This is a genomic window from Microcystis sp. M53603_WE2 (assembly GCF_030065435.1).
The window spans coordinates 1-3,296 of sequence record NZ_JASJFF010000779.1; the positions used below are offsets into that span (position 1 = coordinate 1).

Annotated in this window: 2 protein-coding genes and 1 pseudogene; 2 read left to right on the forward strand and 1 reads right to left on the reverse strand. The window is 46.9% G+C overall.

The genetic code is table 11. The features are described 5' to 3' along the window. Positions 1–297, forward strand: a pseudogene (gene pgi, locus PX481_RS16720) (glucose-6-phosphate isomerase); the annotation flags it as partial. Between the two features lie 190 nt (positions 298–487). After that, positions 488–1,702 (forward strand): ABC transporter permease, encoded by a 1,215-nt coding sequence (locus tag PX481_RS16725; protein WP_002757374.1) that lies wholly within the window; start codon positions 488–490, stop codon positions 1,700–1,702. Positions 1,703–1,707: 5 nt separating this feature from the next. On the opposite strand, the gene hisD is transcribed toward PX481_RS16725, so the two are convergent. After that, entirely contained in the window at positions 1,708–2,964 is a 1,257-nt protein-coding gene (gene hisD / locus PX481_RS16730) for a histidinol dehydrogenase (RefSeq protein ID WP_288095075.1), read from the reverse strand. Positions 2,965–3,296: the final 332 nt, after the last annotated feature.

Sequence of the window (3,296 nt, forward strand, 5' to 3'; positions counted from 1 at the left end):
GAACGGGCCGTTAGTTTCTATGCTAGTTTAGTTAACATTAACGCCTACCATCAACCCGGGGTAGAAGCAGGGAAAAAAGCCGCCGCTTCTATTCTGGATTTACAAAGAAAAATCGTGCAAGTTGTTCGGGAAACGGGAACTTCTCTTGACCTAGCCACTCTAGCGGCCAAAATCGGCGCTAGTGACCAAGTTGAAGCCATCTATAAAATTGTCCGTCATCTCAACGCTAATCGGCGCAGTTTAACTATTACCGGCGATTTAAGTAAACCGGAAACGATCCAAATCTCTGCACGCTAATCAGGAGCCTGGAGTCAGGAGTCAGGTGTTGAGGGTTGGGGTTTTGGGGTTTTGGGGTTTTAGTTCAATTTCCCCACTTCCCACTTCCCACTTCCCCACTTCCCCATCTCCCCACTTCCCCATCTCCCCAATTCATAATTCATAATTCATAATTCCTACTTCCCCACTTCCCCACTGAATATAACTAACCATGGAAATGCTAGAAAACCTGAAAATGGCTTTTTCCGCTTTGATGGGCAATAAACTGCGTAGTGGTCTGACCATGCTAGGAATTGCTATCGGTAACGCTTCCGTCATTGCCCTAGTGGGAGTGGGTGAAGGAGCGCAAAAAGTCGCCCTCGAGCAGTTTGAAGCTCTCGGACCGAATGTTTTATTTGTTTCCACCTCCTCGCGCAATGTCCGGCGGACAATTCCTAATCCCCGGCCTCTCACCTACGAAGATGCTCAAGCGATCGCATCTCAAGTTCCCTCCATTGCCGCCATTTCTCCCGAATTGAGCGGTAAAAGAATTTTATCCTTCGGTAATAGAACCAGTAATAGCCCCCTAATCGGGGTGGGAGCCGAGTACCTAAACGTGCGTAACCGTCAACTATCTAAAGGTAGATTTATTATGGAATCTGACCTGAAACGGGATAATCGGGTGATTGTCTTGGGATCGGAATTAGCCAAAAATCTCTTTGGTAATCGCAATCCCGTGGGCGAAAATCTTCGCATCGGCAATCTTAGTTTTCAAGTTATTGGAGTTTTACAGGCGAAAGGCTCCTTATTTGAGACTAATCAGGACGATCGAGCCTTAATTCCCCTAACTACCATGTCTAATCAGGTTCAAGGCCGCAGAGCTATCTATGGCATTCCCCTGACTCATATTTCTGTCTTGGCCAAAAACTCTGCCCAAATTAAAGCCGCTCAGTTTCAGATTAGCAACCTGCTGCAAATGCGTCATCAGGTCAGCGACGAGAATTATGTGCAGGTTTTCCCCCAAACCGCAGTCCTAGAAATGACCAAAGAGACTAACGAGAGTTTAACTAGAATGTTAGCCTCGATCGCCAGTATTTCCCTTTTTGTCGGGGGAATCGGTGTCATGAATATTATGCTCGTGTCAGTCACGGAAAGAACCCAAGAAATCGGGTTAAGAAAGGCTTTAGGAGCGAAAGAAGGGGATATAAAAGGTCAATTTCTGATTGAATCGGTGATTTTAGCCACCACTGGCGGAATTATCGGGATTTTTGTCGGCATTCAAGGAATGTATCTAGCGGGAATTTTTGCCGCTTTAACCACCAGTGTCTCAATCCCTGCGATAATTCTCGCTTTAGGAGTTTCTAGTGCCATCGGTCTAATTTTCGGTGTTGTTCCCGCTCATCGTGCCGCTAAATTAGACCCAATAGTTGCTTTGAGAAGATTATAGTTTTTCTAGTTCTTGTCCTGACCTCGGGATTCTATACCCGCATCCGTTGCCGTAAAGCCCTCCGCTTGGGCTAATATTTGTAGATTATGGGCTATGGAGGCGAAGGAATCGGCGGGATATTCGATTAAAGTGGCGGAATCGAGAAAAGTTTCCACTCCCACGGGACAACCCAAATAATCAGCCACCGCTTTTGGAGTAGTGGAACCGAGGAGAATAGTTCCCGATTGTCTCACAGAAGATAGCTTTTCCCAAGGCTCATCGATCATCAAAGATAAATGGGTGGGAGCAAAAAGATTCGATAATTCGATCGCTTTCTCCAATGATTCCACCACCACGATTAAACCATAATGAGCGATCGCTTTTTCCGTTAACAATCTCTGGGGATGTACCTGTAACTGTTTTTGCACTTCTTCCTGTACTATTAAAGCCAAAGCCTTATCCGTCGTCAATAAAATCGCTGCCGCTAGGGAATACTGTTCCGCTTGCGCTAATAGATCTAGGGCTAACTGTCTGGGATTAGCTTGATTATCGGCAATAATAACTAAATCAGAAGTAATAGAGAGATAATCGATTTTTACATGGTCAGAAACCAGTTTTTTAGCCAAATTAGTATAAAAATCACCTATTCCGGCAATCATCTCCACGGGAGCGATCGTTTTTGTGCCGTAGGCTAAAGCGGCGATCGCCTGTGGTCCAGCCACCCGATAAATCTCACTAATACCCACCGATTGGGCTGCCACAAAAATCGCCGGATGGATGCGTAAATCCTCATCGGCAGGAGATACCATGACAATCCGTTTAACCCCCGCTATTTTGGCAGGAATCGCCTGTTGGAGCAATAAACTGAGATAGGCTCGTTTACCATCGGGAACGACAATTCCCACACTGTTAACTGGTTGATAACGTTTCCCCCGAACCGTACCATCCTCAGGAAACTGGACCCAAGCTTTGGGAAGACGCTGACGATGAAAAGCCTCCATTTTTTCACAGGCAACGGCGATCGCATTTAATAAATCCTGCGACACCTGTTGATAAGCAGCATCAAGTTCCGAGCCACTCACCTTTAGTTGTTGTAGATTAAGGGACTGTTGGTAGAATTTTTCCGTATAATCCACCAACGAGCGATCGCCAGTAAGTCGCACCTGATCGACAATCTCTCGGACAAGCGATTCTTTTTCCCGAATTTCCGGATCGTCGAACCGTTCCCGAATTCGTCTCAGTTCCGTTCTGGCTGACCATGGCTCTGTGATAATTCGCAACATCGAGCTATTATCCTCTAGGGGCGAAACGAGATTAAAAAGTTTTCACTCCTCACACTCTAGCTTATCGCTTTCAATCTTGACCGGGGAGGGAGACCGAGTCAGTTATTTTAGCCGTCGGTAGGCAGGAGTCAGAAAATAGGGTGATAGGGTTTTGGGGTGATAGGGTTTTGGGGTGATAGGGTGATGAGACAGCTTCCCCAATTCCCCAATTCCCCAATTCCCCACTTCCCCACTTCCCCACACCCCACACCCTACACCCTACACCCCACACCCCACACCCTACACCCCACACCCTACACCCCACACCCTACACCCCACACCCCACACCCTAC